The 25,285-nt window shown below is 67.9% G+C and carries 27 protein-coding genes and 1 pseudogene; 10 read left to right on the plus strand and 18 right to left on the minus strand.

Translation table 11 applies throughout. The annotated features are described in order from the left end of the window. Positions 1-42: 42 nt before the first annotated feature. On the plus strand, positions 43-732 hold the full coding sequence (locus D3874_RS00730) for a DNA alkylation repair protein (protein ID WP_199698863.1): 690 nt from the start codon (positions 43-45) through the stop codon (positions 730-732). Here the strand turns inward: D3874_RS00730 and D3874_RS00735 are convergent. The 7 genes from D3874_RS00735 to osmF all read right to left on the minus strand — a co-directional run bounded on the left by D3874_RS00735 (position 729) and on the right by osmF (position 6,598). Continuing rightward, positions 729-1,061, minus strand: a complete 333-nt coding sequence (locus D3874_RS00735; RefSeq protein WP_119775402.1) for a hypothetical protein — start codon at positions 1,059-1,061, stop codon at positions 729-731. The two genes, D3874_RS00730 and D3874_RS00735, sit on opposite strands and share 4 nt — an antisense overlap. Before the next feature lie 27 nt (positions 1,062-1,088). After that, positions 1,089-2,177, minus strand: a complete 1,089-nt coding sequence (locus D3874_RS00740; RefSeq protein WP_119775405.1) for a DmpA family aminopeptidase — start codon at positions 2,175-2,177, stop codon at positions 1,089-1,091. A 9-nt stretch (positions 2,178-2,186) separates the two neighbouring features. Then, positions 2,187-2,645, minus strand: a complete 459-nt coding sequence (locus D3874_RS00745; protein WP_338016675.1) for an RrF2 family transcriptional regulator — start codon at positions 2,643-2,645, stop codon at positions 2,187-2,189. 3 nt (positions 2,646-2,648) lie between these two features. Then, on the minus strand, positions 2,649-3,410 hold the full coding sequence (locus D3874_RS00750) for an ABC transporter permease (RefSeq protein ID WP_119775410.1): 762 nt from the start codon (positions 3,408-3,410) through the stop codon (positions 2,649-2,651). 118 nt (positions 3,411-3,528) lie between these two features. Further along, positions 3,529-4,464, minus strand: coding sequence for an ABC transporter ATP-binding protein (locus tag D3874_RS00755; protein ID WP_119775411.1), 936 nt, complete (start codon positions 4,462-4,464; stop codon positions 3,529-3,531). After that, complete coding sequence (locus D3874_RS00760) at positions 4,461-5,675, minus strand: ABC transporter permease (RefSeq protein ID WP_119775413.1); 1,215 nt, start codon at positions 5,673-5,675, stop codon at positions 4,461-4,463. The genes D3874_RS00755 and D3874_RS00760 overlap by 4 nt, the downstream gene beginning before the upstream one ends. Then, the gene (gene osmF, locus D3874_RS00765; protein ID WP_119775415.1) at positions 5,672-6,598 is read right to left on the minus strand and encodes a glycine betaine ABC transporter substrate-binding protein OsmF; all 927 of its coding nucleotides are present in this window, start codon (positions 6,596-6,598) and stop codon (positions 5,672-5,674) included. Before osmF ends, D3874_RS00760 begins: the two co-directional genes overlap by 4 nt. A 194-nt stretch (positions 6,599-6,792) precedes the next feature. On the opposite strand from osmF, the gene D3874_RS00770 reads away from it, so the two are divergent. Beyond that, a complete protein-coding gene (locus tag D3874_RS00770) occupies positions 6,793-7,647 on the plus strand; it encodes a fatty acid desaturase (RefSeq protein ID WP_233559774.1) in 855 nt (284 codons plus the stop codon). Here D3874_RS00770 and D3874_RS00775 read toward each other — a convergent pair. Beyond that, a complete protein-coding gene (locus tag D3874_RS00775; protein ID WP_199698864.1) occupies positions 7,629-8,435 on the minus strand; it encodes a phosphate/phosphite/phosphonate ABC transporter substrate-binding protein in 807 nt (268 codons plus the stop codon). The two genes, D3874_RS00770 and D3874_RS00775, sit on opposite strands and share 19 nt — an antisense overlap. Positions 8,436-8,567: 132 nt before the next feature. Between D3874_RS00775 and D3874_RS00780 the strand changes: the two genes are divergently transcribed. The 5 genes from D3874_RS00780 to D3874_RS00800 all read left to right on the plus strand — a co-directional run bounded on the left by D3874_RS00780 (position 8,568) and on the right by D3874_RS00800 (position 13,676). After that, positions 8,568-9,317 (plus strand): hypothetical protein, encoded by a 750-nt coding sequence (locus D3874_RS00780; RefSeq protein WP_119775420.1) that lies wholly within the window; start codon positions 8,568-8,570, stop codon positions 9,315-9,317. Between the two features lie 93 nt (positions 9,318-9,410). Further along, a complete protein-coding gene (locus D3874_RS00785) occupies positions 9,411-10,523 on the plus strand; it encodes an ABC transporter ATP-binding protein (RefSeq protein ID WP_119775423.1) in 1,113 nt (370 codons plus the stop codon). Positions 10,524-10,549: 26 nt separating this feature from the next. Continuing rightward, on the plus strand, positions 10,550-11,599 hold the full coding sequence (locus D3874_RS00790) for an ABC transporter substrate-binding protein (protein WP_233559775.1): 1,050 nt from the start codon (positions 10,550-10,552) through the stop codon (positions 11,597-11,599). Continuing rightward, positions 11,584-12,852 (plus strand): ABC transporter permease, encoded by a 1,269-nt coding sequence (locus D3874_RS00795; RefSeq protein WP_119775428.1) that lies wholly within the window; start codon positions 11,584-11,586, stop codon positions 12,850-12,852. Before D3874_RS00790 ends, D3874_RS00795 begins: the two co-directional genes overlap by 16 nt. Then, complete coding sequence (locus D3874_RS00800; RefSeq protein WP_119775431.1) at positions 12,852-13,676, plus strand: ABC transporter permease; 825 nt, start codon at positions 12,852-12,854, stop codon at positions 13,674-13,676. Before D3874_RS00795 ends, D3874_RS00800 begins: the two co-directional genes overlap by 1 nt. Before the next feature lie 12 nt (positions 13,677-13,688). Here the strand turns inward: D3874_RS00800 and D3874_RS00805 are convergent, their stop codons facing one another. Further along, positions 13,689-14,084 (minus strand): GFA family protein, encoded by a 396-nt coding sequence (locus D3874_RS00805; protein ID WP_119775433.1) that lies wholly within the window; start codon positions 14,082-14,084, stop codon positions 13,689-13,691. 96 nt (positions 14,085-14,180) lie between these two features. Here D3874_RS00805 and D3874_RS00810 point away from each other — a divergent pair, with 96 nt between their 5' ends. Then, entirely contained in the window at positions 14,181-14,954 is a 774-nt protein-coding gene (locus D3874_RS00810; RefSeq protein ID WP_119775436.1) for an MBL fold metallo-hydrolase, read from the plus strand. Positions 14,955-15,087: 133 nt separating this feature from the next. Here D3874_RS00810 and modA read toward each other — a convergent pair whose 3' ends face one another. The 7 genes and pseudogenes from modA to D3874_RS31795 form a co-directional block, all read right to left on the minus strand. After that, positions 15,088-15,888 (minus strand): molybdate ABC transporter substrate-binding protein, encoded by an 801-nt coding sequence (gene modA, locus D3874_RS00815; protein WP_119775438.1) that lies wholly within the window; start codon positions 15,886-15,888, stop codon positions 15,088-15,090. A gap of 11 nt (positions 15,889-15,899) precedes the next feature. Continuing rightward, positions 15,900-16,694, minus strand: coding sequence for a TOBE domain-containing protein (locus tag D3874_RS00820; protein WP_119775441.1), 795 nt, complete (start codon positions 16,692-16,694; stop codon positions 15,900-15,902). 61 nt (positions 16,695-16,755) lie between these two features. Then, positions 16,756-17,733 carry a phytanoyl-CoA dioxygenase family protein gene (locus D3874_RS00825; RefSeq protein WP_119775443.1) on the minus strand — a complete coding sequence of 326 codons (978 nt, stop codon included), beginning with the start codon at positions 17,731-17,733 and terminating at the stop codon, positions 16,756-16,758. Then, positions 17,730-18,686, minus strand: coding sequence for a fumarylacetoacetate hydrolase family protein (locus D3874_RS00830; RefSeq protein ID WP_119775446.1), 957 nt, complete (start codon positions 18,684-18,686; stop codon positions 17,730-17,732). The genes D3874_RS00825 and D3874_RS00830 overlap by 4 nt, the downstream gene beginning before the upstream one ends. Before the next feature lie 27 nt (positions 18,687-18,713). Next, the gene (locus D3874_RS00835) at positions 18,714-19,787 is read right to left on the minus strand and encodes a VOC family protein (protein ID WP_119775448.1); all 1,074 of its coding nucleotides are present in this window, start codon (positions 19,785-19,787) and stop codon (positions 18,714-18,716) included. Between the two features lie 10 nt (positions 19,788-19,797). After that, a complete protein-coding gene (locus D3874_RS31020) occupies positions 19,798-20,766 on the minus strand; it encodes an FAD-dependent monooxygenase (RefSeq protein ID WP_274380548.1) in 969 nt (322 codons plus the stop codon). Positions 20,767-20,864: 98 nt separating this feature from the next. Next, a pseudogene (locus tag D3874_RS31795) lies at positions 20,865-21,422 on the minus strand (FAD-dependent monooxygenase); the annotation flags it as partial. Between the two features lie 113 nt (positions 21,423-21,535). On the opposite strand from D3874_RS31795, the gene D3874_RS00845 reads away from it, so the two are divergent. Beyond that, the gene (locus tag D3874_RS00845) at positions 21,536-22,219 is read left to right on the plus strand and encodes a TetR/AcrR family transcriptional regulator (protein WP_119775450.1); all 684 of its coding nucleotides are present in this window, start codon (positions 21,536-21,538) and stop codon (positions 22,217-22,219) included. A 204-nt stretch (positions 22,220-22,423) separates the two neighbouring features. Here D3874_RS00845 and D3874_RS00850 read toward each other — a convergent pair whose 3' ends face one another. After that, the gene (locus tag D3874_RS00850) at positions 22,424-23,137 is read right to left on the minus strand and encodes an SDR family oxidoreductase (RefSeq protein WP_119775453.1); all 714 of its coding nucleotides are present in this window, start codon (positions 23,135-23,137) and stop codon (positions 22,424-22,426) included. A 102-nt stretch (positions 23,138-23,239) separates the two neighbouring features. On the opposite strand from D3874_RS00850, the gene D3874_RS00855 reads away from it, so the two are divergent. Next, positions 23,240-24,496: a bifunctional alpha/beta hydrolase/OsmC family protein gene (locus tag D3874_RS00855; protein ID WP_119776628.1), complete on the plus strand. Its 1,257-nt coding sequence runs from the start codon at positions 23,240-23,242 to the stop codon at positions 24,494-24,496. Here D3874_RS00855 and D3874_RS00860 read toward each other — a convergent pair. Further along, the gene (locus D3874_RS00860; RefSeq protein ID WP_119775456.1) at positions 24,493-25,191 is read right to left on the minus strand and encodes a pirin family protein; all 699 of its coding nucleotides are present in this window, start codon (positions 25,189-25,191) and stop codon (positions 24,493-24,495) included. The genes D3874_RS00855 and D3874_RS00860 overlap by 4 nt on opposite strands. Positions 25,192-25,285 lie beyond the last annotated feature (94 nt).

A 25,285-nucleotide genomic window follows, 5' to 3' on the forward strand; every position in this document is an offset into this window, starting at 1 on the left:
CCCGGATCCCCTTTCGCCGGGATGACGAATGGTGGAAATCGGATGAGCAGCGACCAGACCCAAGCCGTCGTCGATTGGCTCAAAAGCCAGGGCACCAAGGCCGCGCGCGACGGCATGGCGCGCTTTGCCATCCCGTCCGACAGGGCCTTCGGGGTTTCCGTCGGGACCATGCGGAAAGAGGCCAGGCGGCTGGGGCGCGATCACGATCTTGCCCAGGCGCTGTGGGGAACAGGCTGGTACGAGGCGCGCATGATGGCGATCTTCCTCGCCGAGCCGGCATGGGTCACACCGGCGCAGATGGAGCGCTGGGCCGGCGATTTCGACAATTGGGCGGTCTGCGACACCGCCTGCTTTCACCTGTGGGACCATACGGCCCATGCCTGGGCCAAGGCCGAGCAATGGGCGGACCGGCCCGAGGAATTCGTCAGGCGCGCGGCTTTCGCCCTGATCTGGGCATTGAGCGTGCACGACAGGAAGGCTGCCGACGCGCCCTTCGTCCAGGGCCTGGCCCGCATCGAGGCCGCAGCGACCGACGAGCGCAATTTCGTCAAGAAAGCCGTCAACATGGCCCTGCGCGCCATCGGCAAGCGCAACCCGGCACTCAATGCCGCGGCGGTGGCGTCGGCACGGCGGCTGGCAGCGTCGACGGATACCACGGCACGCTGGGTGGGCAAGGATGCCCTGCGGGAGTTGACCGGTGCCGCCGTGACCAAGCGGCTGGCGGCGCGCTAGGAGCGACTGGCTCTGGTGATGACCAGGGCGATTTCGTCGCCGTTGCGCTGCAGGCGCTTGGTCGCCATGGCGGGCAGCGGAATGCTGCGGTTGATGCAGTAGAAAACCAGGGCGGCGGCCAGGGTCTCGCTGGTCAGGGTGAAGTCGACCGGCTCCGCCTCGTCGTCGGGGCGGATCGACAGCGTGGTCTGGATATTGGGCGCCTCGGTGAAGGAAATGCCCAGGACCTTGCCCTTGGGGATCGGCAACTTGCGCCGGGCATGAAAATCGCCGATCGCCGCGACGATCTCGTGCGGGCGAAAGCTGATATGGCGGGTTTCCGTGGGCATGGTGGCACCAGCATGCCGCCCGCGACCTTAATTTTCTGCAAACAGCGCGGCCACCCGCTCGGGATCGAGCGCCGGCACCACCCGGCCGTCGCGGCCGGTCATGGTTTGCGCCGCCAGCATGGCGTTGACCACCGCCTCCTCGACGCTTTCGACCACCGCCAGGTAGAGCGCGTCGAGATCGTCGTTGGTGACGGCCTCCAAGCGCAGCAGCGGTGGCTCGGGCAAGGGACCGGGATCATTGGCGGTCGAAAAGGCCAGGAAGATGTCGCCGGATGAATTGCCCGAGGGCGTGCCGTTGCGGCCGATGCCGATGGCGGCACGGCGGGCCAGGCGCTCGAGCTGCGAGGGCAGCAAGGGCGCATCGGTGGCCAGGATCACGATGATCGAGCCGGTCTCGCGGGTCCAGATCGGCCGGGGCGGCAGCTTCTCGCCCACCCGCACCCCGCAGATCTCCAGCCAGGGGCCGCGGCCGTGGTTGGCCTGGACCAGGGCCCCCACGGTAAAGGTGCCGGCGCGCACGCTGGCCCGGCGCGAGGCGGTGCCGGTGCCACCCTTGTATTCATAGGCGATCATGCCGGTGCCGCCGCCGACATTGCCCTCCGCCACCGGGCCGCCCCTGGCCGCCTCGAGGGCGGCGATGACATCGCCCTCGGTCACATGCAGGCCTTCGATGTCGTTCAGCCAGCCGTCATAGGTCTCCCCCACCACGGGCAGGAGCCAGAGCGAGCGGGTGATCTCGTCGCGGAACCGCGACAGCATCCAGCGGATGGTGGCGTGATGGGCGACGCCCACCGACAGGGTGTTGGTGATGGTGATCGGCCCGGTGAACCAGCCGCCGTCACGCACCCAGTGCGAGCCCGTCAGTTCGCCATTGCCGTTCATCGAAAAGACGCCCGCCCAGACCGGGTGCAGCAGGTCGCCGGCCGGGCGCGGCAGGATCGCGGTGACGCCGGTGCGGATGGGCGCGTTCTCGTCGATCAGGGTGGTGAAGCCCACGGTCACGCCGGGCACATCGGTGATGGCATTGTCCGGCCCGGGGGTGCCGCGGAAGGGGATATTCAGGCCCCGGCCACGCTTGCGCCCGTTGGGACTGGTCAGGTGGCTGTCGGCGGTCATGGGGCGACCTTAGATGTGGTACATCAGGTTGTCGACGGTGGAGCCGCCGGTGCCGTCGCGCAGATCGGCCAGGGTGGTTTTGTCCAGCACGCTGGCGATGGCATCGCGCACCTGCAGCATCAGGGCGCGCACGCCGCAGGTATAGACGTCGGGGCAATCGTCGCAGGCCTTGAAGGACGATTTGCTGGCGCAGGCGATGGGGGCCAGCGGCCCGTCCAGCGTGCGCACCACGTCGCCTAAGCGGATCTGGTAGGCGGGCTGGCCCAGGGAGTAGCCGCCGCGCGGGCCCTTCTTGCTGTTGACCAAGCCGGTCTTGCGCAGGTCGACCAGGATGCCGTCGAGGAATTTCTTGGGGATCTGGTTGGCCTGGGCGATATCCACCCCCTGCGCCGTTTCACCCGCGGGCAGGCGGGCCAGATGGACCAGGGCCTTGATGCCGTATTTGCCCTTGTTGCTCAACATCGACATGGATCAGCCTTGGGGTGGCAGGCGGCGTTGGAGACGGCGGTCCAGCCGCTCGAAGACAAGGTCGACCAGGATGGCGAACAGGCCGACCACGATCGCCCCTTGCAGGACATAGGCGGGGTTGGACCCGGCCAGCCCCTCGATGATCGGCGAGCCCAGGGTGAGCGCCCCCACCGTCGAGCCGATGGTGGCGGTGCCGATATTGATCACCACCGAGGTGCGCACCCCGGTCAGGATGATGGGCGCGGCCAGCGGCAATTCGACCTGGAGCAGGCGGCCCAGCGGGGTCAGCCCCAAGCCGTCCGCACTGTCCTTCACCCCGTCGGAGACGGAGCGCAGCCCGGCGATGGTGCTGTCCACCACCGGCAGCAGGCCGTAGAGGCTGAGCGCGATCAAGGTGGGCACGGCGCCATAGCCGGCGATGGGCACGCAGATCGCCAGCACCGCCGACGGCGGCAGGGTCTGCCCCACGGCGGTGACGGTGTCGACCACGCCGCGGAATTCCTGGCCGGCGGGCCGCGTGACGAAGGTGCCGATGGCGATGCCGGCGCCGACCACGACCAGGCTGGAGACGGCGACCAGGCCGGCATGGGACAGGGTCAGTTCCAGGAACGTCGCCCTTGTGTACATCGGCCGGTCCAGCTCGGGGAACCACCAGTGGAACACCGGCTCGGCCTGCTGCAGGCCGATGACCAGCACCAGGAAGGCCGTGCCCACCAGCAGCAGCGGCCAGGGCGATGCCGGCCGGGACACGGCGGCGATGCTCATGGCGCCCTGCCCTTCCGCCCTGCGTCCTTCGACAGGCTCAGGATGAGGAAAGTCTTTTTGGCATAAAGATTCTCCTCATGGTGAGCCTGTCGAACCACGCAGGATGCCTGTCCCGCCCTCATGCCGCCGCCCTCAGGACCAGGTCCTCGAGCCGGACGATGCCCAGCACGGCACCGTTGTCATCGGCCACCGCCAGGGCGGTGCGGCTTTGGGCGATCATCTGGGCCAGGGCATCGTCGAGCGCGGTGGAGGCTGGCACGGGGACGCCGTCGGGCACCGGCCCGGCCTGCACCAGGTCGCCGACGGCGGAGACCTTGAGCAGCCGCAGGCCGCGCCTGGTGCCGCCGACGAATTCGCGCACGAAGCCGTCGGCCGGGTTGGCGAGGAGGTCGCGCGGGCGGCCCTGCTGGACGATCCGGCCGAGATCCATCACCGCGATCTGGCTGGCGAGGCGGATCGCCTCGTCGATGTCGTGGGTGACCAGGACGATGGTCTTGGCGGTGGCGGCATGGATGCGCAGCAATTCGCTTTGCAGGCTGTCGCGGGTGACCGGATCGACGGCGCCGAAAGGCTCGTCCATCAGCAGCACGTCGGGATCGGCGGCGAGCGCCCGGGCAAAGCCCACCCGCTGCTGCTGCCCGCCCGAAAGCTGATGGGGCGAGCGATCGCGGTAGATCGCGGGATCGAGGCCGACCAGGGCCAGCAACTCATCCACCCTTGCGTTGGCTTTGGCCGCGGGCCAGCCCAGCAGGGCGGGCACGGTCGCGACATTGCGCGCCACGCTCCAGTGCGGGAACAGGCCGATCGACTGGATGACATAGCCGATGCGCCGGCGCAGTTCGACTACCGGCTGGCTGTCGACATCGACGCCGTCGATGCGGATGGTGCCCGCGTCCTTCTCGATCAGGCGGTTGATCATGCGCAGGGTGGTGGACTTGCCGCTGCCCGAGGTGCCGACCAGGGCGCAGATCTCGCCCCGGGCGACGTTGAGCGACACCTGGTCGACCGCGGCGCGGTCGCCGAAGTGCTTGGTCACGCCGGACAATTCGATCATCTCAAGCCCTCCTTACGCAAAGCCAAGGTCACCACCCGCAACACGATATCCGCGAACAGGGCCAGCGCGATGGTCGAGACCGCGCCCAGCAGCACCAGGTCGGTCGCCGTCTGGCCCAGGCCCTGGAACACGAAGGTGCCAAGCCCGCCGGCCCCGATCAGCGCGGCGACCACGGTCAGGCCAATCAATTGCACCAGCACGATACGCAAACCTGACAGCAGCACGGGCATGGCCAGCGGCAGCGAAACGCGCCGCAGCACCTGGCCCCCGGTCATGCCCATGCCCCGCGCGGCATCGATCACCGAGGGCGAGACCTGGCGGAAGGCGGCATGGGTACTGCGCGCCACCGGCAGCAGGGCATAGAGCACCAGGGCGACCAGGGCGGGGGCTGCACCGATGCCGCCTACGCCGATGCTGCGCAGGCCCGGCACCACATCGGCCGCCCAGGTCAGCGGCCCGATCAGCAGGCCGAACAGGGCGATCGAGGGAATCGTCTGGACCAGGTTCAGCCCGGCGAACAGCCCGGGCGCCACGCCCGGCCGGCGCAGCGCCAGCAGGCCCAGGGGCACGCCGGCCAGCACCGCCGGCACCAGGGCGCCAACCACCAGCACCAGGTGACGGCCCAGTTCGGCGGCATAGGCCTCGCGCCGGTTGGCCCATTCGCGCACCAGCGACAGGTGATCGAAGTGCCCGCCCAGCGCCAGGACAATCAGGAAGGCGAGCACCAGGCCCAGGGCGCCGAAGCGCCACCAATGGCCACGGGCAAGGCGGCCCAGGGCATCGCTGGCCGCCAGGGCCGCCGCCAGCAGCAGCACCCAAAAGGCGCCGCCCAGGGAGACCCGCGCCGCCGGGCTGGGTGCTGCCGCCGTCAAGCCGGTCGCGACGTCACCGGCCACCCATAGGGTTACGACCAGCAGGGCCACGGCGCCGACGCCCGAGACAATGTTGCGCAAGGGATGGGGCGGTGCCAGGGCCCCCGCCAGCAGCGTGAGGCCGGCCAGCGCAAAGCCGGCCGCCCCCGGCGTGTCCACCACCTCCCACAGGGCCAGGCTCTTGCCGGTCAGGATGCGGTTGGGCGAGAAGCCGACGAAGCCCAGCGCCAGGACACCGCCCAGGGCGGCAAGGGTCAGCGTCGCCTGCACCACGCCGGGGCGCCAGGCGAGTGCCGCCCGGTGCCCCAGAAAATGCGGATCGGCGACGCCGCTGGTCACTTCAGCAGGCCTGCCTTGGTCAGGTAATCCTTGGCCACCGTCTTGGCATCGATGCCGTCGAGCGCCACCGCGGCATTGAGCTTCTGCAAGGTTTCCAAGGTCAGGGTCTTGAACGCCGGCTCCAGCGCCGTGGCGATGGCCGGGAACTTCTCCAGGGTCGCCGCGCGCACCACCGGGGCCGGGGCATAGACCGGCTGCACGCCCTTGGGATCGGTCAGGGCGGTCAGCCCCAGGGCCGCCAGCGCGCCGTCGGTGCCATAGGCCATGGCGGCGTTGACGCCCGAGGTCTGCTCGGCTGCTGCCTTGATCGTCGCCGCGGTATCGCCGCCCGAAAGCACCAGGAGCTGGTCATTGGTCAGCTTGAAGCCATAGGCCTTCTGGAACGCCGGCAGGGCCGCCGGGCTTTCCACGAACTCGGCCGAGCCGGCCAGCTTCACCTTGGCGCCGCCGCTGACCCACTTGCCGAAATCCTCCAGGCTGACCAGCTTGGCCTCGGTGGCGATCTCGCTGCGCACCGCGATCACCCAGGTGTTGTTGGCGGGCGCCGGGGTCAGCCAGACCAGCTTGTTGGCGGCAAGGTCCAGTTCGGCAGCCTTCTTGTAGCCGGCATCGAAATTGCTCCAGGCCGGATCTTCGGGCACGCTGAAGAAGAAGCCGGCATTGCCGGTATATTCGGGATAGATATCGATCTCGCCGGCGATCAGCGCGCCGCGCACGATCTTGGTAACGCCCAGCGATACCTTGTTCTCGACCGGCACGCCCGCCTGCTCGAGCAGCAGGACGATGATATTGCCCAGCACCGCGCCTTCGGTGTCGATCTTGGAGGCGACCACCACCTTGTCGGCCGCCTGCGCGCCGGAGACCGCCAGGGCACCTGCCAGGGCAAGGCCTGCGACAATCCGCTTCAATCCACTGAATGCCATTTCCCTGCTCCTATGGTGTGATATAGGCCCAATATCCGAAGTGTGGCCTTTATCCTGCTTGAACCCAACCCGGATAATAGACTATAAAATCGGTAGACTAAATACACTATAGGACCATCATGGGCGCCACCGCGCCGTTGACCAAGGGCTCCGTTCCCGGGCTTCCCCGCAAAACCGAATGGCCGACCGTGGCCGTGGGGCTCCTGATTTATGGCGGCTTCCTGGGCGCGACCTGGTTCTGGCGCGAGATCCCGCTTTGGCTCCTGCCGGTCATCGGCGCCTGGCTGATCGCCTGGCACGGCTCCTTCCTGCACGAGATCATCCACGGCCATCCGACGCCCTGGCGGGCACTGAACCGTGCCCTGGCCTTGCCGCCGCTGGCCCTGTGGCTGCCCTTCGACATCTACCGCGCCGATCACATCAAGCATCATTACGAGCCGGACCTGACCGATCCGCGGGAAGATCCCGAAACCGCCTATGTAACGCCGGCGGCGTGGGCGCGGCTGGGCCGGGTCATGCGCTGGCTCCTGCGGGCCAACACGACGCTGGCCGGCCGCCTGACCGTCGGCCCGTTTCTGAGCATCAGCTATTTCCTGCGCAGCGAGGCCCGCCGGCTGTGGGCCGGACAAGCGGGGCGACGCGGCATCTGGGCTCGCCATGCCATCGCCGCCGCCCTGGTGATCGTGTGGGTGAGCGTGATCTGCGGCATGCCGCTGTGGCTGTACCTGGCAGCCTTCGTCTACACCGGTGCCGCGCTGACCAGCCTGCGCTCCTTCGCCGAACATCGCTTTGCCGAGGATGCCACCCACCGCACGGCAATCGTCGAACGGGCCGGCCTGTTCGGCCTCCTGTTCCTGCACAACAACCTGCATGTGCTGCACCATATGCGCCAGCACGAGCCCTGGTACCGCCTGCCGGCGCTTTATCGAGCCGAGCGGGGGGCCTTGCTCGAGCGCAACGGCGGGCTGGTCTATGCCGGTTACGGCGAGGTGGCGCGGCGCTTCCTGTGGCGTGCCCACGACAAGCCGGTCTATCCCAGTATCGGGTAACCCAGGCGCGCCGCCTCGGCCTCGAGGTCCAGGATCGCCTGGTAGCGCTCCGGCGGCACCTGCGCAAAGCCGACAAGCCCCAGGGCGGCACGCGCCGGCGCGAGTGTGGGTTCCGCGATCACGCCGTCCAGGGCGGCCCGCAGGGTTGCGACCAGATCGTCCGGGGCATCTGGCCGGGTGACCAGGGGCAGGCCGGGGACGGACGGGCTTTGCGTCAGGATCCGCAGGCCGGCCACCAGGTCGGGCCGGTGCCGGGCCGTCAGGGTGAAGGTAACCCCGTCGATCGCGGCCACGTCGGCCTCGCCCGCGGCGACCGCGGCCATGCTGGCGATATGGGCGCCGGTATAGCGGACGGTGCTGAAGAACCGCCCCCGGCGCGCCAAGGGGGCGACCACCGCGCGCAGGAAGTTCATGCCGCTGTTGCTGGTGGCCTCGTTCACCGCGGCGCGGGCGCCGCGCAGGCCGGCGAGCGAGATCGGACCGCCATCGGCCCGCACGACGATGACACTGCGATAGTCCGGCCCGTCGGTATAGGGCGTGTCATAGCAGGGCGTCGCCACCATGCGCACCCGGCCCGCCAGGAAAGTCACCAGCGGATAGCCGCAGGTCTGGCCCAGCAACAGGTCGGGATCGAGCCAGATCTCGCCCAGCGTGCGCGTGCGTTCCAAGCGGCCGGGCGCCGCCACGCCCAGAAGGCGCAATTGCCGCGCCAGCACGGCCCAGATCGCATCATTGGCTTGTTGCAGCCAGGGCTGGTCGTACATCCCCAAACTGGCCAGCAATCCCATCGCCTGATTTCCTCCCCCACCCTGTGCTGCGAACCCTAGGCGGCAAACCGGCCCCAGCCAAGGGGCCGTGACACCGCTCCCTGCCGGTGCCAGAGTGCGCAACCAGTCCGGCGACAGGCCGAGGAGGTTGTCATGGGCGAACCCGGCTTTGGCTATCGACCGCCGCGGATCCGGCTGTTCGATGCCCAGTTGAAGCTCGATCCGTCGATCGAGCAGATGATGCTGGAACTTCAGGCCAAGATGGCCGGCCCGCAGATGACGCAGCAATGGCTGCAACCCAATTTCCAGCTTCTCCTGCCGCATTGGGAGGCGATCCTGGGGCCCGGCCCCAATCCCGTCTTCCTGCCCGTGCCGCCCCCGGCCTATACCCCGACAGCCGGCCCCGGCTTCCAGCCGATCGGGCCGCCGGCGCCCGCCTACACGCGGGGCGACGGCCCGGCCACGGCCAAGCCGGGCGAACTGTCCGATGTGCTGAAGGCGATCTACAAGCTGCCGGCCGTCCAGGAACTCGCCAAGCAGGCCAAGGACCAGGGCGAGCGCCAGTTGAAGGAACTGCACAGCGAATGGCAGAGTGCCGGCACCGCCGACCGGGTGCTGATGATTTCGGTCACCGGTGTCGTGGTCGGCGGCATGGTGACCACCATCCTGGCCAACGAGCCGACGCGCAACCTCGCCTTCGGCTTCATCAAGAACAAGGATATTCCCATCCCCGGGGTAAAGGGCCTGTCCTTCAAGATCATGGACGGCGGCGCCGGGGCGACCGTGCCCCTGGGCGTGCCCGGCCTGTCGGCCAAGGGCTATTACACCGCGCCGGACGGCAAGGCGCCGGACTATGGCGCCACCGTCACCTTCGACGTGATCGAGTTCCTGAAGAAAAAATAGCGGCCGCAACTCGACCAAGGCAGGGGGTGGCAAGGGATTTTGCCGCGTGCCATGCTGCCGCTTTGCGATCGCGAGACTGGACAACAACAACAAATGGCGGAGAGCGGGCCGATCGTCGCCTTTCGGGGTGTGCGCAAGACCTATGATGGCCGGTCCCTGGTCGTCAAAGACCTGAACCTCGATGTGATCAAGGGCGAGTTCCTCACCCTGCTGGGGCCGTCCGGCTCGGGCAAGACCACGTCGCTGATGATGCTCGCGGGCTTCGAGACGCCGACGCAAGGCGACATCCTGCTGGCCGGGCAATCCATCGCCCGCACCCCGCCGCACAAGCGCAACATCGGCATGGTGTTCCAGAACTATGCCCTGTTTCCCCACATGACCGTGGCCGAGAATGTCGCCTTCCCCCTGTCGGTGCGGGGCGTGCCCAAGGCCGAACGGGAAACGCGCGTCACCCGCGCGCTGGACATGATCAAGCTGGGCAATCTGGGCGGACGCAAGCCGGCGCAACTCTCGGGCGGGCAGCAGCAACGTGTGGCGCTGGCCCGCGCCCTGGTGTTCGAGCCGGCGATCGTGCTGATGGACGAACCGCTGGGCGCACTCGACAAGCAGTTGCGCGAGCACATGCAGATCGAGATCAAGCACCTGCACGAGCGTTTGGGCGTGACCGTGGTCTATGTCACCCACGACCAGGACGAGGCCCTGACCATTTCCAATCGCATTGCCGTGTTCAACGACGGCGTCATCCAGCAGCTGGACACGCCGACCAGGCTCTACGAAGCGCCCCGGAACAGTTTCGTCGCCTCCTTCATCGGCGAGAACAACGCCATTCCGGCACGGATCGTCGCCCTCCAGGACGGCATCGCGCAGGTCTGCCTGCCCGACGGCAGCAGCATTGCGGCCCAGGCGGTGGCGGCACTCGAGCCCGGCGCGGCGACCTCGATCTCGATCAGGCCCGAGAAGATCCTGCTCGAAGGGGTGGCGCCGGGCGGCCCCAACACGGTCGAGGCGACCACGGTCGAGACCATCTATCACGGCGATCACATGCGGGTGCGGGCCGATACCGGTTACGCCGCCCTGACCATCAAGATGCGCTTCCGGGCCGGCCGGCCGGTGCCCCAGGCAGGGGAACGGCTGTGGCTTGAACTGCCGACTGCGGATTGCCGGGCCCTGGATGCGGCACCGGCGATGGCCAACTCCGGCCTATAAGAACCTGATATAACAGGAGAGGTTTCATGACGACGACAATGATGAAGAAACTGACCGGCCTTGCCGCCGGCCTGGCGGTGGCGGCCTTCTCGGCCCAAGCCATGGCCCGCGACCTGAGCATCGTGTCCTGGGGCGGCGCCTATCAGGACGCCCAGAAGAAGATCTATTTCGAGCCGTTGAAGGCCGCCGGCGTCGCCCTGACCGACGAATCCTGGGACGGCGGCATCGGCGTGCTGCGGGCCAAGATCGAAGGCGGCCAGACGCCGTGGGACGTGGTCCAGGTCGAGTCCGAGGAACTGGTGCTGGGCTGCGAGGAAGGCCTATTCGAGAAACTGGACTTCGCCAAGATCGGCGGCAAGGACGCCTATCTGCCGGCGGCCGTGCACGACTGCGGCGTCGGCGCGATCGTCTATAATTTCGTGCTGGGCTACGACAAGGACAAGCTGAAGGACAAGGCCCCGACCGGCTGGGCCGATTTCTTCGACACCAAGACCTTCCCGGGCAAGCGCGGCCTGCGCCAGGGGCCCAAGACCACCCTGGAAATCGCCCTGATGGCCGATGGCGTGGCCCCGGCCGATGTCTACAAGGTGCTGGCAACGCCTGAAGGCGTCGACCGCGCCTTCAAGAAGCTGGACGAGATCAAGGCCGAGATCGTGTGGTGGAAGGCCGGCGCCCAGCCGCCGCAACTGCTCGCCGCGGGCGAAGTGGTGATGACCTCGGTCTATAACGGCCGCATCGACGCCGCCAACAAGGAAGGCCGGCACTTCGGCATCGTCTGGAACGGCTCGCTTTACACGATCGACAGCTGGGTGATCATGAAGGGCAGCCCGAATGTCGACGCGGCCTACAAGTTCCTGGCCTTTGTCGGCAAACCGGAGAACCAGGCCAAGCTGCCGCTGGCCATTGCCTACGGTGTGACCAATCCGGCCGCCTCGCCCCTGATCCCGGCCGAGCGCCTGAAGGAACTGCCGACCGATCCGGCCAACCTGGGCGTCTCGATCGAACTGTCGACCGCGTTCTGGATCGAGAACGTCGACCGCCTGACCGAGCGGTTCAACAAATGGGCAGCGAAGTAACCGCCACCCCACAAACAACCGCATCGCGGGGCGACACCGTCGCCTCGCGGGCCCTGCTGCGCCAGTTGCGGCGGGCCGAGCGGCGGCGGCAATGGGGTGCCTTCGCCCTGGTGGCGCCCTTGGTGCTGTTCCTGATCGTGGCCATGGTCCTGCCCATCGGCGACATGCTGCGCCGCGCGGTCGACGACCCCGAAATCGCCGACGTCCTGCCCCAGGTGACAAGAGCCTTCGATGACTGGACCGATCACGGCCAGTTGCCGCCCGACTCGGTCTTTGCGGCGCTGGCCGCCGACATGGCGAGTGCGCGTGCCGCCGGCACCCTGCCGATCGCGGCCCGGCGCCTGAACTACGCGGTCGACGGCGGGCGCAGCCTGCTGGTCAATAGCGCCCGGCGCCTGCCCGAGACGGCGCCGAACTGGCGCGACACCCTGATCGCCGCCGACCCCCGCTGGGGCGAGCTGGATGTATGGGCGGCGCTGTACCAGGCGCGCGGCCCCCTGACCGATTTCTTCCTGCTGGCGGCGATCGACATGCAGCGCGACGCCCAGGGTGACCTGACTGCGACTCCGGCCGACCGGGCGATCTATCGCGATGTCCTGGCGCGCACCTTCGAGATCGCCGGGGCGGTCACCCTGCTGTGCCTGCTGCTGGGCTTTCCCGTCGCCTACCTGCTGGCCAACCTGCCGCCGCGCCGGTCGAACCTCCTGATGATCCTGGTGCTGCTGCCGTTCTGGACCTCGCTGCTGGTGCGCACCGCGGCCTGGGTGGTGCTGTTGCAGGAAAACGGCCTGGTCAACCAGGTGATGATGATGCTGGGCGTGACCGAGGCGCCGGTGCGCCTGGTCTACAACCGCATCGGCGTCTATATTGCCATGACCCATGTCCTGCTGCCGTTCATGATCCTGCCGATCTACAGCGTGATGCGCGGCATCTCGCCGGTCTATCGCAAGGCGGCACTCAGCTTGGGCGCCACGCCCACCACCGCCTTCCTGCGGGTCTACCTGCCGCAGACCCTGCCGGGCCTGGCCGCGGGCGTGCTGCTGGTCTTCATCATGGCGCTGGGCTACTACATCACGCCCGCCCTGATCGGCGGCGCGGGCGACCAGATGGTCAGCTATTTCATCGCCTTCTATACCACCGACACGGTGAACTGGGGCATGGCCGCGGCCCTGGGTGCCGTGCTGCTGTCGGCGACCCTGCTGCTCTACTGGGTCTACAATCGCCTGGTCGGCGGCGGCGTGAGGCTGGGTTGATGACCACCACCCGCACCTGGCCCGAACGGCTGTGGACCTGGGTCCTGTACCTGTCCTGCGGCCTCGTCTTCGTGTTTCTGCTGGGGCCGATCCTGGCGATCGTGCCCTTGTCGGTGAACGACAGCAATTTCCTGACCTACCCGCTCACCGGCTTTTCCACCCGCTGGTACGGCGAGTTCTTCACCAGCGAGAAATGGACGCGGGCGCTGATGAACACCGCGATCATCGGCATCGCCTCCACCATCCTGGCGACGACCTTGGGCACGCTCGCCTCATTCGGCCTGGCCAAGGCGCGGTTCCCGGGCCGCGGCCTGATCATGGCCCTGGTGATGAGCCCGATGATCGTGCCCGTGGTCATCGTCGGCGTCGGCTTCTACCTGTTCTTCGCGCCGCTGGGCCTCACCCAGAGCTACCTGGGCCTGATCATGGCCCACACCGCCCTGGCCGCCCCCTTCGTGGTGGTCACGGTTTCCGCAACGCTCGCAGGGCTCGACCCCAGCCTCGCCCGCGCCGCCGCCAGCCTGGGTGCGGGGCCGCTGACCACCTTCTTCCGGGTAACCCTGCCGGTTATTGCGCCGGGCATGGCCTCGGGCGCCCTGTTCGCCTTCGCCGCTTCGCTGGACGAGGTGGTCGTCGTGCTCATGGTGGCCGGCCCCGAGCAGCGCACCCTGCCGCGCGAGATGTTCTCCGGCATCCGCGAGAACATCAGCCCGACCATCACCGCGGCGGCGACCGTGATGATCGTCGCCGCGGTCGCCCTGCTGATCGCGCTCGAACTCCTGCGCCGCCGGGCGGAACGGATGCGCACCGGCGCCGAGGGGTGAGGTGCGGCCGGCTCAAGCTCCCGCGTCGTGGCGGGGCAGATCGTCCGCCACCTCGAACCAGGGAAGGCGATGAGCGGTGAAGATATGCCGGGCGGGCGGGATCGCGCCCGGCTCGTCGAGTGTCGCGATATTGATCGAGACGCTGGTCGGCGCCTCCCGGTCGCGATAGTCGATCTGGGCGCCGCAGGTGCCGCAGAAGCGCCGCTCGCCCCACGCGCTGGAGCGGTAGACCGAGGGCGTGCCGGCAACATAGGCGACCCCTTCGATCGGGATCGAGGCCCAGGCCAGAACCGGGGCGCCGGTGGTGCGCTGGCACAGCAGGCAGTGGCAATAGCCGGCGTCGATCACGGCCGCCCGCACCTGGTAGCGCAGCGCGCCGCAGGCGCAGCCCCCCGTCAAGATCTGCATTTCACCCAACCCTGCCCCCTCCTGCCGGCGGCACGCCGGCCTTGCCGGCGGCGATCAGACGCGATCACTATGGCGGAAACTTGTCGGAAGTTGTCCATGACCGCCTTGCCCATTGCCGACCGCTGGTTCGAGATCCAGCGCATCAGCGACGACATCACCCTGCTGTGGGAGCCCCATGTGGTGCCCCTCATGCGCTGCAATATCTGGCATGTGCGCGGGCGCGACCGCGACCTGTTCGTCGACACCGGCATGGGCGTGGCCAGCCTGCGCGAGGCGGCCAAACACTTGCTGGACAAGAAGGTAACGGCGGTGGCGACTCACACCCACAACGACCACATCGGCGGCCATTCGGAGTTCGAGTGCACCCTGGTGCACGAACTGGAAGCCGACTGCCTGTGCCACCCCAGGGACCGCGGCGCCCTGCTGGCCAAGGATTTCCCGCCCGGCGCCCTGGAGAAATATGCCAGTTGGGGTTACCCGATCGAGGAAGGGCTGATCACCGCCATTCCCTACGAAGGCTACAATCCGTCGTCCTACCGCGTGCATGATTCGGTTGCGACCGAGATTGTCACCGAGGGCGACATCGTCGACTTAGGGAACCGGCATTTCGAGGTCTTCCACCTGCCCGGCCATTCGCCCGGCAGCATCGGCCTGTGGGAAGCGGCGACCGGCACCCTGTTCTCGGGCGATGCGATCTATGACGGCCCCTTGCTGGACGAGATCGGCGGCGCCGACATCCCCACCTACGTCCGCACCATGAAGCGCCTGCGCGACCTGCCGGTCCAGGTCGTCCACGCCGGCCACGACCCCAGCTTCGGCCGCGAGCGGCTGATCGAGCTGGCGGATGCCTATCTGGCCAAGCGGGGGTAACCGCCCGCGCCACCCGGCCCCCTCGCCCCCACCGGGGGAGAGGGATGGGGTGAGGGGCATTGGAACATCTCGGACGGCCCCGGCCCCCCTCACCCTGCCCTCTCCCCCGGTGGGGGCGAGGGTACTTATCGCTTCAGTTCGTCTTGGGCGCGTCCAGCACGGTGAAGCCCTGGCCTTCATAGACCGGGCGGGCGGTGGCACTTTCCAGGAAGGCCAGCACCGCCGCGGCGTCCGGGTTGGTCGAGGCGTCGAGCAGGGCGATCGGGTAGACGATCGGGTCGTGGCTGTCGGCCGGGAAGGTGCCGACCACCTTGACGCCCGGGTCGGCCCGGGCATCGGTCGCGTAGACGATGCCCAAAGGCGCCTCGCCGCGGGACACCAGGGCCAGGGCGGCGCGGACGTTTTCGGCCTGGGCCAGCCTGTCCTTCACGCTGTCCCACACCCCGAGCGAGGTCAGCGAGGCCTTGCCGTAGACGCCGGCGGGGACCGAACTCACCTCGCCCATGGCCAGGCGGCCGTCGCCCAGCAGGGCGGCCAGGTCGAAACCCTTTTCGATCGTGGCGGTCACGGTCGAGTCCTTGGACGCCACCAGGACCAGTTCGTTGCCCAGCAAGGGCCGCTCGGTCTCCTTCTTCGTCAGGCCCTTGCCCGAGAGATAAGCCATCCATTTCAGGTCGGCGGAAATGAAGATGTCGGCCGGCGCGCCGCCCTCGATCTGCTTGGCCAGGGCCGAGGACGCGGCATAGGAGACCTGGATGGTCTTGCCGGTTTCCTTGGTATAGGCGGCGGCCAGCTCGTCGACCGCGTTCTTCAGGCTGGCCGCGGCGAAGACCAGCACCGGCTTGTCCTCGGCGCGGGCCGGGGCAAGGACGGCGGCGGCCAGCATGACGCCGGCGGTGAGAGACTGGAGCCAGCGGCGCCGGTTGATGAGCATGGGTCTTGTCCTTACTCGACGGCCAGGATGATGTGGGAAGCCTTGATCACCGCATAGGCGGGCTCGCCCGGCTCAAAACCCAGCTCTTCCGCGCTGACCTTGGTGATCACGGCGGTGATGGTCTTGCCGCCGCCGATATCGAGGTCGATCTCGCTGGAGACCGCGCCGGGATCGTGGGCGACGACCGTGCCTTTCAGCACATTGCGCGCCGAAGTCCGCCCCGGCTCGCCGACGCCGAGGATGACGAAGCTCGACTTGATCAGGGCGATCACCGGCCTGCCCGGCACCAGTTCCAGCGCCTCGACGCTGGGCCGGGTCACGGTTGCCGCCAGGTGCTGCCCCTGGCCGAGCGAAATGATCACTTCGGCGTTCACCGCCCCATCGGTCACCTTTTCGACGGTACCGCGCAAGGCATTGCGGGCGCTGGTCTTCATTGCATAACTCCAGAATAAGGGTGAGATGGCCCCGCTATCGCCAAGGCGACGTTCCAGTGTGCCGAGAAAGCCGGCCAGTTCGCTGCGGATCATCGAGAAGGCCTGGATGACCGCCTCGCCGGCCGGTGTGATCACCGTGCCGCCGCCACTTCGCCCGCCGGTCTGCGCCTCGACCAGCGGTTGGGCGAAAAGATTGTTGAGCGCCTTCACGCCGTCCCAGGCCGCCTTGTAGCTCAAGCCGACGGCACGGGCGGCGGCGGCGATCGAGCCGTGCTCGCGGATCGCCAGCATCAGCGCCAGGCGCTGATCCTCCACCGGCAGCGAACCGCCGCGGCGCAAGGAGAATCGGGCATCGAGATCGGTGGAAGGCATCGGACCGCCACAGCGTTATATAGATCGACTATATAACGCTGTGGCGGCGGCACGAAAGTGTCTATCCCTGCGTCGGCTTGCCCCAGGTCTGCTTCAGGGCCCGACTGTCGACGCCGCTGAGCTTGAGCCGGATCGCGGCGCGGGCATTGTCCAGGAGCGAGCCCACCATCTTGGCCGGCATCGGCTTTTCCGGCCGGGCGCGGAGTGCCCGCTCCGCCGGATCGCAATCCGGCAGGATACGGGGGAAAGCCGCGCCGCGCAGGGGGCCGCCGACAGCCGACTCATGGCGGAAATGAACCGGCATGCGCTTGGCCGAGGGCTGGTAGGTCACGTCGTCGCCGGTCCAGCGCAGGGCCAGGGCCCGGCGCCGGCGGGTGCGCGAGGCGTTGCCGTAGGAGCCGTGCAGGGTCAGCGGGTGGAACATCAGGATGTCGCCCGGCTCCATGTTCCAGTCGACCAGGTCGTATTTCTCCGGTGCCGCATTGATGTCAGGGATGTCGTCCATCTTCTCGTCGATGATGGCGGCGACATAGTCGGGCGAGATCGCCTTGAAGCGCTGGGGCCACTTGTGCGAGCCGCGGACATAGAGCAGGCCGCTGTTCTCTTTCGTCACGGGGTCGAGCGGGATCCAGAAGGAGCAGATCTGCTCGCCCCGGATCGGCCAGAAGCTCAAGTCCTGGTGCCAGGGGGTGGGCGCGTCGGTGCCCGGTTCCTTCACGAACATCTGGTCGTAGAAGAAGCGCACCTCCTTGGCACCCATCAATTGCTGGGCCCAGCGGGCGAAGGGCCCGTAGTAGATCGCATCGCGGATCTGGTCGATGCGCTTCCACAGGAAGATGTCCATCTGGTAGCCGCCGACCTTGCGGGACATGAAGCGGCCCAGCAGGGACATGTCGCCCCGCCCCTGCTCCAGCCCGGCCTCGATCAGGTCCAGCCAGTTCCGGTCGATCGCGCCCTTGATCATGATCACGCCGTCGTCGCGGTACTGCTGGATTTCGGCGTCCGTCAACTTGCGAGTGGGAAAGGCCGGGAAGCTCATGCCCGTTCCTCCACCACGCGGTTGCGCTGAAGCCCCAAATCGATCGTGCCGTCGGCGCTGGCGATGCGCGCCTCGACCACGTCACCGCCTTTGAGGTACTGCGGGCGACCCGCCTGCACCTTCATGAAGGCGCGCCATTTCACCGCCTCGGGCAGGAGGGCGCCGATCTTCTGCTTGGCGGGGGATGGAATGCTCAAGGCGCAGCCGGCGGGCGTGCCGGTGGCGATGAGGTCGCCGGTGTAGAGGTCCTGCACGCCCGAGAGTTCGGTCAGGGTTTCGGCCGGGCCATAGACCAGGTTGGCGGTGCTGTCCTGCTGGCGCACCTGGCCGTTCACGGTCAGCTTCAGGTCGAGCCGCTTCAGCAGCGAGAAATCCTTGGGTTCCAGCAGGCACAGGTAAGGGCCAACGGGGCCGAAGGTGCGATAGCTCTTGCCCTTGTAGAACTGCATCTGGGGGATCTGGATATCGCGGGCGGAGTAGTCGTTGACGATGACCAGGCCGGCGATGAAACCGGGCAGGTCGGCATCGGTTACCGCCACCTTGCCCGTCACGTCGCGCTTCATCACCAGGCCCAGCTCGATCTCATAATCCAGGAACCGCACATGGGCCGGCTTGACCAGGTCGCTGTCAGCCGGGCAGATGCAGCTCTGCGCCTTGGTGAAGATCATGTTGAAGGTCTTGGCATCCGGATCCATGCCGGATTCGACCATGTGCTGGCGATAGTTGGCACCCTGGCAGACGAACTGCTGGTTGGCCGTCACCGGCGACAGCCATTTGACCGCGGCCTCGGCGATCGTCTCGCCGGACAGGGCCGACAGGCTGGCCACGCTGTTGGCCCGGATGAAATCGGCCGTGGTCGAGAAATCGCCCGGCACCGGGGTGATGGCACCGTTGCGCACGACGCCCCAGCGGGTGAGGCCCTGATGCGAGAAACGCAGAATGTTGATCGCCATGACTGCTTCTTTCGTGAGGGGGGACGGTCAGCCGAACAGCTTGGCCAGGGTGATCAGCTTCGAGAGGCTGATATCCGGGCTGCGCCGCAGGTTGCGAATGATCGTCAGGATCATTGCCGGGGTAAGCTTGGGCTTGGTGAAACTGCGCGGCATAACCTGACCCCACTGCGCCATGGCCTCGCGCGAGACCGCATGGATGCCGGTCGGCCGGCTGCTGGTGAACAGGTCGCCGTCGCAATAGTGCTCGTGCTTGTCACCGAACGGGTCCTGCCAATAGTCGAAGATCTGGCTGCCTAAGATATGCCGGCCGATGCCCCAGGCGTGGCACCAGCCCTTCTCGCGCAGCACCCGCTGGCCCATGCCCACGGCATCGGCGTCCACCACCTCGAAGGCGCTGTGGCTGTAGAGCGGGGCAAAGCCCTGGGCCATGGCCAGGGTGTGGTGATCGGCCGGGGTATTCCCTAAGTCCAGGCGGAAGAAGGTAACCGCGGGCGAACCGTCGGGCAGCACCTGGACGTCGCTGGGAATCAGGCCGAAATGCCGCGTGTACCAGGCGGCGGTCGCCTGATAATCGGCGACCTCGATCACCACATGGCCCAGGCGGATCACCTCGGGCGGGGCCACCGGCGGGCGCTGGGTGTCGTTGATGCGAGGGTGCCGGTCGGCATTGTTGAGCGGCAGCGGGGCACGATGGGCCAGCCCTTCGGCCGCGGCCCGGCCGAACACGGCCTCGACCTCGAAGCCCGACGGATCGACCAGGCGGACCCGCTCGCCGCCGCCGGGCCAGGTCATCGCCTCGATGCCCGAGGCGCCGGGCAGGGCGGCGAGCTTGCGCAGGTCGTCCCGCGTCGCAACCTCCAAGCCGAAGCCGACGAAACGCGGCCGCGCCGCCTTTCGCGCGACATAGCAATAGGGGGCGGGGCCGGTGCCGCGCAGGAACAGGGCGCCGTCCTGCCGGGCCGCCACGCGCAGGCCGAAATCGGTCAGGAACTGCTCGGCCCGGGCCAGATCCGGCCGGTCGAAGATCAGATAGGCCAGGCCCGCGGCCTTCACCGTCGGATCGGGGTGGCGGGCCGGCTGCGACGTGCGGAGTTGCGACATGGTGGTTCCTTCAGGAAGCAAGGGCCGGGGCCGGGACGGCGACCGGGTCGCCGGGCCCCAAGACGCCCAGGCCTTCGTGGACAATGCGCTCGACCGCGGCGATGGGGCCGTCGTGCAGGATGGTACGGTCGGGCCGCACCAGGGCGACCCAGCCGAAGGGCACGGTGGGCAGGAAGGCATTGGCCAGATCCTCCCAGCCCGGCGCCGCCGCCGCGCGGTGCAGGCGCTGGCCGCGATGGCAGATCTGCACCACTTCCCCGCCCGCCGCCGCCAGGGCCTGCAAGGCGGCAGAGCTGAGATGGCTGCGGGGGTCAAGGCCGAAGCCGACCAGGGACAGGCCGGGGCCCAGGACATCGTCGCTGAGCCGGACCTCGCCGCTCACGCTCCGTAACCAGCCCTGTGGCAGCAGGCCGCCGCGGGTGAGGTGCGAGCGGCCGCGCACAAACAGGCCGCGGCCGAACCGGTTTTTCGGCTTGATGCCCAGGTCGTCGAAATGGCGGCGTAGCGGGGGCACGGCGCGCAGCAGCCGCATGGCGCCGTGAGTCAGGAAGGCCGCGACGGCATTGGTCGGCATCACCTGCCGGCCCATGAACTTGGCCAGGTTGATCATCGCCTTGGCATGGGGTCGCCGCTCGACGTCGTAGCTGGCCAGGATCGCCGGTGCGGCCCGGCCCTTCAGCACCCAGGCCAGTTTCCAGCACAGGTTGGCGGCATCGCGCAGCCCGGCCACCAGGCCCTGGCCGGCAAAGGGCGGGGTGATATGCGCCGCGTCCCCTGCCAGGAACACCCGACCCTTTTGGAAACAGTCGACCACCCGGGCATGGAAGCGATAGACCGCGCGCCGCTCCACCTGCATCTCGTCGGGCCGGCCCCAGGGCGCCAGCAGGGCGGCGATCTTGTCGTCCCGCTCCATCTCCTGGCGGGTCTCGCCCGGGTGCAGCATGAACTCCCAGCGCTCGCGCCCGCCGGGCGCCACCATGTGGGGGTGGGCCGGCGGTGATCGCAGATGAATTCGACATGGTCGATCGGGCGCGGCACGTTCAAGGCATCCACGATCAGCCAGTCTTCGGCGTAGCTTTGGCCGGCGAAGCCCTGGCCGATCAACTGCCGCACCGTCGAGCCGGCGCCGTCGGCACCGATCAGGTAGCGCGCCTGCACCGTCATCCCGCCGCCGTCGGCACGGGTGAGCGTGGCCTCGACCCCCTCGCCGGTCTCGTGGATGCCGGTCAACTCGGCGCCCAGCAGCGTCTGTACCCCGGCATGATGGGCCAGGCGGGCGCGCAGGGCGAGTTCCAGATCGGGCTGGAAAAAGGTCACCAGCTTGGGATGGCCGTCGATCGCGCCCAGGGTATTGAGACAGCCGAATTCGCCAAGGGAAGGCGAGCGCAGCCGCACCTGGGGAATGGCGATGGTCTCGAAGGCGCCCTCGCCCAAGCCGGCAAGCTGGAGGATGCGCAAGGCCTCGTTGTCGAGGGCGATCGCCCGCGGCGCCTGGAAGATCTCGGTGGCCTTGTCGACCACCAGGGTACGCACGCCATGGCGCCCCAGGAGGTTGGCAATGGTGGCGCCCACCGGCCCGAAGCCGACGACCAGGACATCGGTGACCATGCTGACCGCCCGTTCCATGCCCGTCATCTCTCCCAAACATCGGCACGCGCCGTTTCATTAGTGACAATAAAGTCAAAATTGATGATTTTGTCAAATATGATTTTCGTCTATAATCCCGCCATTGATCGAACGGAGTCGTGATGCCCAAACCCGCGGAGATGGCCCCGGCCGAACCGATGCGCGAGCCGCGCGGCGCCCGGCGCAAGCGCGAGACCCGCGCCCGCCTGCTGGAGGCGGCGCTGGAATTGATGGCGGAGAGGGGTGTGGAAGGTGTCGCGATCAACGAGATCACCGAGGCCGCCGATGTCGGCTTCGGCTCGTTCTACAACCACTTCAAATCCAAGGAAGCGATCTACGACGCCCTGATCGACACGGTGTTCGAGGAATTCGGCGACACCCTGGACCGCCTGGCCGAGGGGATCGGCGATCCGGCCGAATATATTTCGATCTGCATCCGCCACGCCATCCGGCGGGCCGGGCACGAGCCGGTCTGGGGCCGCTTCCTGGTCCGCCAGGGGCTTTCGGGCCAGATGCTCAGCCGCGGCCTAGGTCCGCGCCTGCAGCGCGACATCCGCCGGGGCCTGGACGCCGGGCGGTTCACGGCCGACGACCCGGTGCTGACCTTCATCGCCGTGGGCGGCACGGTACTCACCGCCATTTCCGCCCAGCTCCAGTCCGACAATGCCGCGGTCGCCGAACAGCTCGGCGCCGACGGCGCCCGGGGCAGCCTGGACGAACGCACCGTCGCCGTCGTCATGCGCCTGCTGGGCCTGCCGGCGGCGGAAGCCGAAACAGTCGCCCGCTGCCCCCTGCCCGCCGCGTAAGGCCGGCTGTCTACCTAAAAGCCCTCTCCGCCCTTTAGGGGGGAGAGGGAAACCCAACATCGTCATTCCGGCGAAGGCCGGAATCCATGGTGGGGTCGGGCGTGATCGCGGCGAGAACGCGCGCTGCATCGGCATGGATCCCGGCCTTCGCCGGGATGACGGTGGTGGACCCCTTGCCGCCCTCTCTGCCCTTCAGGTGTTACGTCACACGTGCCGGGTCACACCGCCATCCACCCGGAGACTCTGGCCGGTGATGTAGCCGGCGTCATCCGACAATAGGAAGGCGGCGGTCTTGGCGATTTCCTCGACCGTGCCCAGGCGCTGCATCGGGACCGTCTCCGCCGTGCCGGGTTTGTGGTCCAGGCTGTCGATGTAGCCGGGCAGCAGCGCGTTCATGCGGATGTTGTCGGCGGCATAGCGATCGGCATAGAGCTTGGTATAGGCGCTGACCGCGGCGCGGTAGGCGCAGGAGACGGGGAATTTCAGCGACGGCTCCAGGGCCGCGAAGGTGGTGATGTTGACGAAGGCACCCTTGCCGCTCGCCAGCATCAGCGGCGTCACCAGGCGGGCCATGCGCACCACGCTCAGCACCATCAGGTCGTTGCCGGTCGCCCAGTCCTCGTCACTGATGTCGATCAGGTCGCCCTTGGGCGGGTGGCCGGTGTGATTGACCACGGCATCGACCCGGCCATAGGCCTCGAGCGTCCTCGCAACCAGGTTTTCCAGGTCCTGCGCCTTGCCGGCCGAGCCGGTCACGGCGATGCAGCCCAAGGTATCGGCCAGGGTCTGCGCACTGCCCGATGGCGACATCAGGGCCAATTGATAGCCGCGCGACGACAGTTCGTGGGCGATCGCCGCGCCCATGCCGCGACCGCCGCCGGTCACGATCGCCACCGGCGCCTGGGTTGCCTGGGTCATTTCGGTATCCTCTTCCGCGCGGGGTTGATCTTCCCCTTCTGGCGCGGCGGGATGCCTGCGGTCAAGATGCTGGCCATCAACCGTCGAGTCCGAGGGAAGACGATGCCGACAGAAGCGTTCGATTTCACAGGATCGGAAGGCCAGGCCCTGTCGGGCAGGCTGGACCTGCCCGAGGGGCCGGCCCGGTCCTATGCGATCTTTGCCCATTGCTTTACCTGCACCAAGGATTCGGTCGCCGCGGTGCGCATTGCCCGCGCCCTGGCGGCGCGCGGCATCGGCGTGCTGCGCTTCGATTTCACCGGCCTGGGGCACAGCGAAGGGATCTTTTCCGAAGGCGGCTTCAGCGGCGACATGCGCGACCTGCTGGCCGCGGCCCGGGCGCTGGAGGCATCGGGCCGGCCCCCGCGCCTGCTGATCGGCCACAGCTTGGGCGGCGCCGCGGTGCTGGCCGCGGCGGGCGAACTGCCGCTGGTGCGCGCGGTCGCCACCATCGGCGCGCCGTTCGATGTCGGTCATGTCACTGGCCAGTTCGGCGACTCGCTCGGCGAGATCGTGGAAAAGGGCGAGGCCAAGGTGAACCTGGGCGGCCGCCCCTTCACGGTCCGGCGCAACTTCGTCGACGATTTGAAGAACCACGATCAGAAGGCCCGCATCCATGACCTGCATCGCGCGCTGCTGGTCATGCATGCCCCGCTGGACGACATCGTCGGCGCCAACAATGCGACCGCCATCTTCACCGCCGCGCGACACCCCAAGAGCTTCATCTCGCTCGACGATGCCGATCATCTGCTGACGCGCCAGCGCGACGCTGACTACGCCGCCGACGTGATCGCCGCCTGGGCCTCGCGCTATGTCGACCAGATGGCGGAAGCGGCACCGGCGAGCGAAGGTATCGTGGTCGAGGCGACGGGCAACGGCCGCTACCAGGTGCAGGTGAGCGCCGGCGGCAACCGTTTCCTGGCCGACGAGCCGGCGAAGGATGGCGGCCTGGGTTCCGGCCCCTCGCCCTACGACCTGCTGTGCGCGGCACTGGGCGCCTGCACCGTGATGACCTTGCGGATGTATGCGGATCAAAAGGGCTGGGCCCTGCCGCCGCTCAAAGTGACGGTCGGCCATACCAAGGACAAGGCCCGCACCCCGCCCGACCTGTTCTCGCGCGGGATCGCCTTCGAGGGCGCCTTGCCCGACGACATGAAGGCGCGCTTCCTGGAAATCGCCGACCGCTGCCCGGTGCATCGCACCCTGGAGCGCGGCGCCAAGGTCGAGACCATCGACAACAGCAAGCCGGCCGCACCATCGATCGATGATGCGGCCGACCAGCACATGCTGGATATGGCGGAGGCCTGCGCCGACTGTTAGGCGGCGTCGACCAGGACCACCTCGGAGTCCTCGAGCGCCTTCACGCTGAAGCGCTTGAGGTCCTTGATCGCGGCGCCGTCGCGGGCATTGACCCGCACGCCGTCCACCTCCACCGCCCCGGTGGCGGGCACCAGATAGGCGTGGCGCCTGGCGTCGATCTCGTATTCGACCGTCTCGCCGGCCTTCAGGGTGGCGCCGAGGACACGGGCATCGCTGCGGATCGGCAGGGCGTCGGTATCAGCCTCGAAACCGCTGGCGAGGGTCACGAACCGGCCCGAACGGTCATCCTTGGGGAACGGCTTGGCGCCCCAGGACGGCGCCTTGCCGCGGCTGGTGGGCAGGATCCAGATCTGGAAGATCTGGGTCGCCTCGGCTTCCCGGTTGTACTCGGAATGCACGATGCCGTTGCCCGCCGACATGACCTGCACGTCGCCTGCCTCGGTCCGGCCCTGGTTGCCCAGGTTGTCCTTGTGGGTGATGGCACCCTTGCGGACATAGGTGATGATTTCCATGTCCGAATGGGGATGCGGCGGAAAGCCGGTGTCGGGCTCGATGGTGTCGTCGTTCCACACCCGCAGGGAACCCCAGCTCATGCGCTTGGGGTCGTAGTGGCTGCCGAACGAGAAGTGATGCTTGGCGTCGAGCCAACCATGGTTGGCACCGCCGAGGCTGCTGAAGGGGCGAAGTTCGATCATTGCCGTGTCTCCCGATAGGGCCGCGTCGTGGCCCGTTGAGAGAAAGATAGGCATTTCCGTTTCGAACATTAACGGAGCAGATCGAAAGTTATTA

The organism is Oleomonas cavernae (assembly GCF_003590945.1).
Lineage (GTDB): Bacteria > Pseudomonadota > Alphaproteobacteria > Zavarziniales > Zavarziniaceae > Zavarzinia > Zavarzinia cavernae.

What these genes read in the sequence shown, in the direction of transcription:
- D3874_RS00730 (WP_199698863.1), top strand. Translation starts at nt 43, where the DNA reads ATGAGCAGCGACCAGACCCAAGCCGTCGTCGATTGGCTCAAAAGCCAG.
- D3874_RS00735 (WP_119775402.1), bottom strand. Translation starts at nt 1,061, where the DNA reads ATGCCCACGGAAACCCGCCATATCAGCTTTCGCCCGCACGAGATCGTC.
- D3874_RS00740 (WP_119775405.1), bottom strand. Translation starts at nt 2,177, where the DNA reads ATGACCGCCGACAGCCACCTGACCAGTCCCAACGGGCGCAAGCGTGGC.
- D3874_RS00745 (WP_338016675.1), bottom strand. Translation starts at nt 2,645, where the DNA reads ATGTCGATGTTGAGCAACAAGGGCAAATACGGCATCAAGGCCCTGGTC.
- D3874_RS00750 (WP_119775410.1), bottom strand. Translation starts at nt 3,410, where the DNA reads ATGAGCATCGCCGCCGTGTCCCGGCCGGCATCGCCCTGGCCGCTGCTG.
- D3874_RS00755 (WP_119775411.1), bottom strand. Translation starts at nt 4,464, where the DNA reads ATGATCGAATTGTCCGGCGTGACCAAGCACTTCGGCGACCGCGCCGCG.
- osmF (WP_119775415.1), bottom strand. Translation starts at nt 6,598, where the DNA reads ATGGCATTCAGTGGATTGAAGCGGATTGTCGCAGGCCTTGCCCTGGCA.
- D3874_RS00775 (WP_199698864.1), bottom strand. Translation starts at nt 8,435, where the DNA reads ATGGGATTGCTGGCCAGTTTGGGGATGTACGACCAGCCCTGGCTGCAA.
- D3874_RS00780 (WP_119775420.1), top strand. Translation starts at nt 8,568, where the DNA reads ATGGGCGAACCCGGCTTTGGCTATCGACCGCCGCGGATCCGGCTGTTC.
- D3874_RS00785 (WP_119775423.1), top strand. Translation starts at nt 9,411, where the DNA reads ATGGCGGAGAGCGGGCCGATCGTCGCCTTTCGGGGTGTGCGCAAGACC.
- D3874_RS00790 (WP_233559775.1), top strand. Translation starts at nt 10,550, where the DNA reads ATGACGACGACAATGATGAAGAAACTGACCGGCCTTGCCGCCGGCCTG.
- D3874_RS00795 (WP_119775428.1), top strand. Translation starts at nt 11,584, where the DNA reads ATGGGCAGCGAAGTAACCGCCACCCCACAAACAACCGCATCGCGGGGC.
- D3874_RS00800 (WP_119775431.1), top strand. Translation starts at nt 12,852, where the DNA reads ATGACCACCACCCGCACCTGGCCCGAACGGCTGTGGACCTGGGTCCTG.
- D3874_RS00805 (WP_119775433.1), bottom strand. Translation starts at nt 14,084, where the DNA reads ATGCAGATCTTGACGGGGGGCTGCGCCTGCGGCGCGCTGCGCTACCAG.
- D3874_RS00810 (WP_119775436.1), top strand. Translation starts at nt 14,181, where the DNA reads ATGACCGCCTTGCCCATTGCCGACCGCTGGTTCGAGATCCAGCGCATC.
- modA (WP_119775438.1), bottom strand. Translation starts at nt 15,888, where the DNA reads ATGCTCATCAACCGGCGCCGCTGGCTCCAGTCTCTCACCGCCGGCGTC.
- D3874_RS00820 (WP_119775441.1), bottom strand. Translation starts at nt 16,694, where the DNA reads ATGCCTTCCACCGATCTCGATGCCCGATTCTCCTTGCGCCGCGGCGGT.
- D3874_RS00825 (WP_119775443.1), bottom strand. Translation starts at nt 17,733, where the DNA reads ATGAGCTTCCCGGCCTTTCCCACTCGCAAGTTGACGGACGCCGAAATC.
- D3874_RS00830 (WP_119775446.1), bottom strand. Translation starts at nt 18,686, where the DNA reads ATGGCGATCAACATTCTGCGTTTCTCGCATCAGGGCCTCACCCGCTGG.
- D3874_RS00835 (WP_119775448.1), bottom strand. Translation starts at nt 19,787, where the DNA reads ATGTCGCAACTCCGCACGTCGCAGCCGGCCCGCCACCCCGATCCGACG.
- D3874_RS31020 (WP_274380548.1), bottom strand. Translation starts at nt 20,766, where the DNA reads ATGGTGGCGCCCGGCGGGCGCGAGCGCTGGGAGTTCATGCTGCACCCG.
- D3874_RS00845 (WP_119775450.1), top strand. Translation starts at nt 21,536, where the DNA reads ATGCCCAAACCCGCGGAGATGGCCCCGGCCGAACCGATGCGCGAGCCG.
- D3874_RS00850 (WP_119775453.1), bottom strand. Translation starts at nt 23,137, where the DNA reads ATGACCCAGGCAACCCAGGCGCCGGTGGCGATCGTGACCGGCGGCGGT.
- D3874_RS00855 (WP_119776628.1), top strand. Translation starts at nt 23,240, where the DNA reads ATGCCGACAGAAGCGTTCGATTTCACAGGATCGGAAGGCCAGGCCCTG.
- D3874_RS00860 (WP_119775456.1), bottom strand. Translation starts at nt 25,191, where the DNA reads ATGATCGAACTTCGCCCCTTCAGCAGCCTCGGCGGTGCCAACCATGGT.